This is a genomic window from Duodenibacillus massiliensis, assembly GCF_900128485.1.
In the GTDB taxonomy this organism is placed as follows: domain Bacteria; phylum Pseudomonadota; class Gammaproteobacteria; order Burkholderiales; family Burkholderiaceae_F; genus Duodenibacillus; species Duodenibacillus massiliensis.
This window is the reverse complement of record NZ_LT635843.1, coordinates 1-4,828: the sequence shown is the minus strand read 5'-3', so window position 1 is coordinate 4,828 and position 4,828 is coordinate 1. Positions and strand designations below refer to the sequence as shown.

General features: G+C 49.3%; 6 protein-coding genes. 2 read left to right on the top strand and 4 right to left on the bottom strand.

Translation table 11 applies throughout. From position 1 onward, the window contains the following. Positions 1–369: 369 nt before the first annotated feature. The 4 genes from BQ7486_RS00080 to BQ7486_RS00070 all read right to left on the bottom strand — a co-directional run bounded on the left by BQ7486_RS00080 (position 370) and on the right by BQ7486_RS00070 (position 3,305). The gene (locus BQ7486_RS00080) at positions 370–981 is read right to left on the bottom strand and encodes an alpha/beta hydrolase (RefSeq protein WP_074008520.1); all 612 of its coding nucleotides are present in this window, start codon (positions 979–981) and stop codon (positions 370–372) included. Continuing rightward, positions 959–1,345: a hypothetical protein gene (locus BQ7486_RS11525; RefSeq protein WP_143182968.1), complete on the bottom strand. Its 387-nt coding sequence runs from the start codon at positions 1,343–1,345 to the stop codon at positions 959–961. The genes BQ7486_RS00080 and BQ7486_RS11525 overlap by 23 nt, the downstream gene beginning before the upstream one ends. Before the next feature lie 39 nt (positions 1,346–1,384). Beyond that, a complete protein-coding gene (locus BQ7486_RS00075; protein WP_074008519.1) occupies positions 1,385–2,374 on the bottom strand; it encodes an aldo/keto reductase in 990 nt (329 codons plus the stop codon). Between the two features lie 79 nt (positions 2,375–2,453). Continuing rightward, positions 2,454–3,305, bottom strand: coding sequence for an aldo/keto reductase (locus BQ7486_RS00070; protein WP_204206964.1), 852 nt, complete (start codon positions 3,303–3,305; stop codon positions 2,454–2,456). A 120-nt stretch (positions 3,306–3,425) separates the two neighbouring features. Between BQ7486_RS00070 and BQ7486_RS12330 the strand changes: the two genes are divergently transcribed. Then, complete coding sequence (locus BQ7486_RS12330) at positions 3,426–3,548, top strand: hypothetical protein (RefSeq protein ID WP_268874055.1); 123 nt, start codon at positions 3,426–3,428, stop codon at positions 3,546–3,548. A 133-nt stretch (positions 3,549–3,681) separates the two neighbouring features. Next, on the top strand, positions 3,682–4,653 hold the full coding sequence (locus tag BQ7486_RS00065; protein ID WP_074008517.1) for an AraC family transcriptional regulator: 972 nt from the start codon (positions 3,682–3,684) through the stop codon (positions 4,651–4,653). The last annotated feature ends 175 nt before the right edge of the window (positions 4,654–4,828 follow it).

Below are 4,828 nucleotides of genomic sequence, written 5' to 3'. Positions count from 1 at the left end.
AGGCCGGCAGTCGTGCTGCTCGCCCTGCCTATTCGGCGGCCGTTACGGAGAGAGCCCCCGGTACTCGCTACGCTGCATACCTGCGCGCGGCCTGCGGCCGTGCTCGGTATTTCGCTACGCGATTACCGGGGGCTCTCTCCGTATTTGTTAACAGGCTCTCGTTGACCAAAATCGGGGGACGAACTACCCACACATATGCCCGAAGAATCTAATCTTTGTGCGTTTTTGGTCAGCAGTGCAAACCTTTTGCCAATTTCTACCATTCGATCATTGCTTTGAAATGAGAGGCAACTTCCTCAAAAATCACTATGTATTTCACTGGAAATCGAATCTAAGAGCACACACGATTTATGCGGAGAGGTTCCGTTTTTACTTCTCGATCTGACGTCTGAAAAAATCCGCAGCATGATCCACCCACCCCTGCGCAGAGGTTTGTGAACCCAAGCCAAAACCATGCGGCAGATCTGGGAAACGCATGTACTTCGTTTCGATGCCCATTTCCTTCAGGGAGCGCATGCGTCGGTCAACAACTCTGACTGAAGCAATTCCATCGGCCGTTCCCTGCACCATAAAAGTCGGAGGATCATCACGGGACACTTTGTCGTAACCTGTGTATGCCATCAAGACGGCCGTTGTCTTGGGAAACTGAGGGTATCCCCACGCGGCCAATCCAGCCTGTCCCATGAACGCGGCCATGCGTGCTCCGGCCGAGCTCCCCATCAGCGCATAAACCAATGGACTCACCCCCAAATCATCGGCGTGCGTGAGAATGTAATGAAGGCCTTCGGCCATATCGCTCATTGCCGACTGTCCCCATCCTGAAATGCGATACTGCAGAACGAAGGCATTGAACCCATGTCGGTTCATTGCTTCGGCATACGGGAAGCCCTCGTGAATTGAACCGACATACGAAAAACCGCCGCCGGCGGCGATAAGTACGAACGGAGCATTTTTGCTACTAGGGTAAAAAAAGACCGGCATCCGAAGAGCTAAGAGGTATCCAGATCTTCTGCCGCGATTTTGCGCGTTGCTTGAGGCGATTGAGAATTGAGCATGCCTCTTGAACGTCAATATGTGTGTGATAAGGCAACAAACGAGACAGATTGGATAGCTTCATCGCGCGATTCTCCGAACTGAGTCGACGGGGCGGTGAAAGCAGTTCAAGCGGAAGCAAATAGGATGCGAAAGGTGCGAAAAGCGGTTCATCAAGAACGTCGCCGATCGTCGACTGTGGTGTAAATACGAATTCGTTGTCTTGTGAGTGCGCAATAGGCATAAAAAAAGAGAACGGCACCGCAGCTAAACCCAGCATAAGGTGCCGTTTGGAATAAGGTTGCTCGGTCATACAGACCTCAAAAGAGACTCAAACTTCGGTTCAATCTGTTTAGTCGACCGTGGCATCGGTAAACCGGCTGTTGTAGCGGTCGCACTGAATTGGCAACGCATCAAGCATGCTGCTGAGATCTGCCATTTCTTGGGCTGTAAAAGTCACCTTGGTCGCTCCTATGTTTTCTTGCAGGCGATGAAGCTTGGTTGTCCCTGGAATTGGAACGATCCAGGGATGGCGAGCAAGCACCCAAGCCAAGGCGATCTGCGAAGGCGTTGCGTTCTTTAATTCAGCCATTCGACGCATAAAATCAATGATGCCTTGGTGTGCCTTGATGTTTTCGGGATAAAACAGAGGCAAGTTGCGCCGAAAATCGGTTTCCACCAGCTTTTCGTTTGGATTGATTGTGCCGGTCAAAAAACCACGCCCCAGGGGACTGTAGGGCACAAAACCAATGTTGTGCCGTTCCAGAACGTCAAACACGCCGTTTCGTTCCGACTCTCTAAAGATCATCGAAAATTCATTTTCAACGGCGGAGAGCGGACAAACGGATTGTGCGCGCTCTATTGTTTTAGGACCGACCTCGGACAAACCCCACCCGCGGATTTTGCCTTCAGCAATGAATTCGCTCATCGTCTGCGCGACATCTTCAACGGGCACCTTGGGGTCAACGCGATGCAGATAGTAAAGATCGATATGATCTGTGTGAAGACGCTTTAAGGATCCTTCGAGAGATTTGCGAAGAGTTTGAGGACTCGCGTCCAAAATCAGATTTCCGTCGGCAGCAAAGGCAATGCCGCACTTGGTAGCGATGTTTACTTTGTCACGTATGCCTTGCAGAGCTTTACCGACGAGCTCTTCATTGATGTAGGGGCCGTAGCTTTCGGCCGTATCAAACAGTGTCACTCCCAAGTCCACAGCCCTGTGAATGAGCTCGATCATGTCTTTTTCCGGAGAAGGACGCCCGTAGCCGAAATTCATGCTCATGCAGCCCAAACCAATCTCTGAAACAGTGATGCCGCTTTGCCCGAGAGTACGTTGTTTCATCGTGATTTTCCCCTGGTATCTTTAACCGCAGTATTAATTGCGAAGATATATTCGCTCGCTATGTGAGTTCGAATTCTTCTTAATGCTCGATATGTCTCGAGCACATCCACTCAATAATGCTCGGATCACGATGCGAAAAGAACTGACTGCTATTGGTATCCAGTGCAGCAATCTGCTTCATGTCCTCTTCCGCAAGCTCAAAGTCAAAAATGTTGAGATTTTCAGCCATGCGTTCGGGACGAACCGTCTTGGCGATCACAATGGCACCCAACTGATAGACGTAACGCAACACGATCTGTCCTACAGTGCGTTCGTGACGCATCGCAATATTTTTAAGCGTCGGATTGTCAAAAAGATTGTTCCTGCCTTCGGCGAAGGGCGCCCATGCTTCCGCCATTGCTCCGTATTTGTTTAAGATCGGAAGGGCTTCCTTTTGCTGATAAAAAGGATTGATCTCGATCTGATTGACGTGTGGACATACCGCATTGTGATGAACAAAATCAACGAAACGATCCGGGGCAAAGTTACTGACGCCGATGGCTCGTAGAATTTTGCTTTGATATAAGCGCTCCATCGTGCGCCAAGCGCCATAGACGTCGCCTACCGGTTGATGAATCAAATAAAGATCAAGATAGTCAAGTCCCAGAAGCTCAAGAGAACGATCAATGGCTCGACGCGCCCCTTCTTCACTTGCGTCCTCCACCCACAATTTCGTAGTAATAAATAGTTCACTACGATCAATGCCGCTCGCTTTGATTGCATTCCCCACTGCGCGTTCGTTGCCATATGAAGCTGCGGTATCAATCGCACGGTAGCCGACGGCAATGGCGGATTCGACCGCCTTCTGACACTCGGCGGCATCTCGCATTTGATAGACTCCGAAAACAGATGCAGGCATCCGTACGCCATTGGACAGCGTAACGTTAGGAATATTGGTCATCTTCATTGTCCTCAACAAAAAAGGTCAGAGCACGTTTCTGACCACTCATTTTCCTGATAAAGATTTTTGCTGATACAGCGATTGTTAACTACTGCAAAACAGACCAGATTTTTGCTTATTTCTACCCCGGCGATGAAGGAAATCGGCATGGGAAACGGGCAGTATGAGATCGTTCGCATTTTGGACAAAAAGCCCGGTCAGCTACCGCTTGAGGATGATTCCGAACAAGCCTGAAGAATGTTCGATTCGCTCGGCTTTGGATCTGGAATGAGCAAGCATCGGATACGCGTCATCTTTTGATTTATCCTTAGCGTATCTAAGGGTGCTTGTCACATGTTGTCTGTTTTTCTGGGTTAAACCTCTCGATATGCCTTCCGAAATAACTGACCAGCGTATCAGCCACGATGCTAGCGCGGAAATCCTCCGAGAAAGACTTAAATCCCGCGTTCGAGACATCACGCGATCCAATCTCAATGTTGAGTCGTTGATACCCGGCTTGCATCTTTCATACATCGAACGACCACAATGTGTTGACAACTGCTTTTATGTCCTTTCAGTCGGACTCATTCTTCAAGGTTCTAAACGACTCATTATTGGCAACAAAACCTATACTTACGGTTCTGGCGCAATGATTGTCACATCCGTGGATATGCCAACGTCATATGAACTGCTTGATGTCAAACCGTCTTCGCCCTTTATCTCGCTTTCCTACAGACTCAACCCCGCCACGCTTTCAGAATTTTTATCAGATGAGAAAACACTTACGATCGACTCTCACGAAGTGTTTAATCTCGGAACGCCAACGTTGGAACTGCTTGAGGATTTTGAACGGCTTTTGCGTCTCCTAGATCATCCGGATCAACTACGTATTCGAGCTCCGATGCTGATTCGTGACATACACTATCTGGCGCTTACAGGAACTTCGGGGGAATGTCTTCGCGCACTTTATGCACCAGGAGCTGTTGGTCAACGCCTCCGCAAGGCGATCCGTTGGCTCAGAGACAATTTTCGCGAACCCATCACTATTGAGCAGCTGTCGTCCGTTGCCGATATGGCACCCACAACATTTCACCGTCATTTCAAGGCGTTTACTTCGTTTTCACCGCTACAGTACCAAAAGCGACTGCGCTTGTATGAAGCACAGCAATTTTTATTACGTGGTGACGGTGATGTGAACTCAGCTGCTTACGCAGTCGGTTATCAGAGTCCGCAACAGTTCAATCGCGATTACAAGACTCTTTTTGGAACAACACCAGGAAAAAGTATCAAGGCGCAGCGCGGTGCAATCTATACGGCGGTTGGAGATGACAACTTCTCACCTCATTCCGAGTATTCCTGAACTTCCAAAACAATTTGCACTCAAACACCGGCACGGGTGATTATTTCCCCAAAAAGGTCATCAGCTCCTGATAGGTCTTCCGGCTGGTTCTGAGAGCCGCGGCGATGTTGGCTGCCTGCACCTCTTCCTTTTCTTTCTGCAGGGCAAGCAACTTTTCAGCCCATGCGTTGTATCG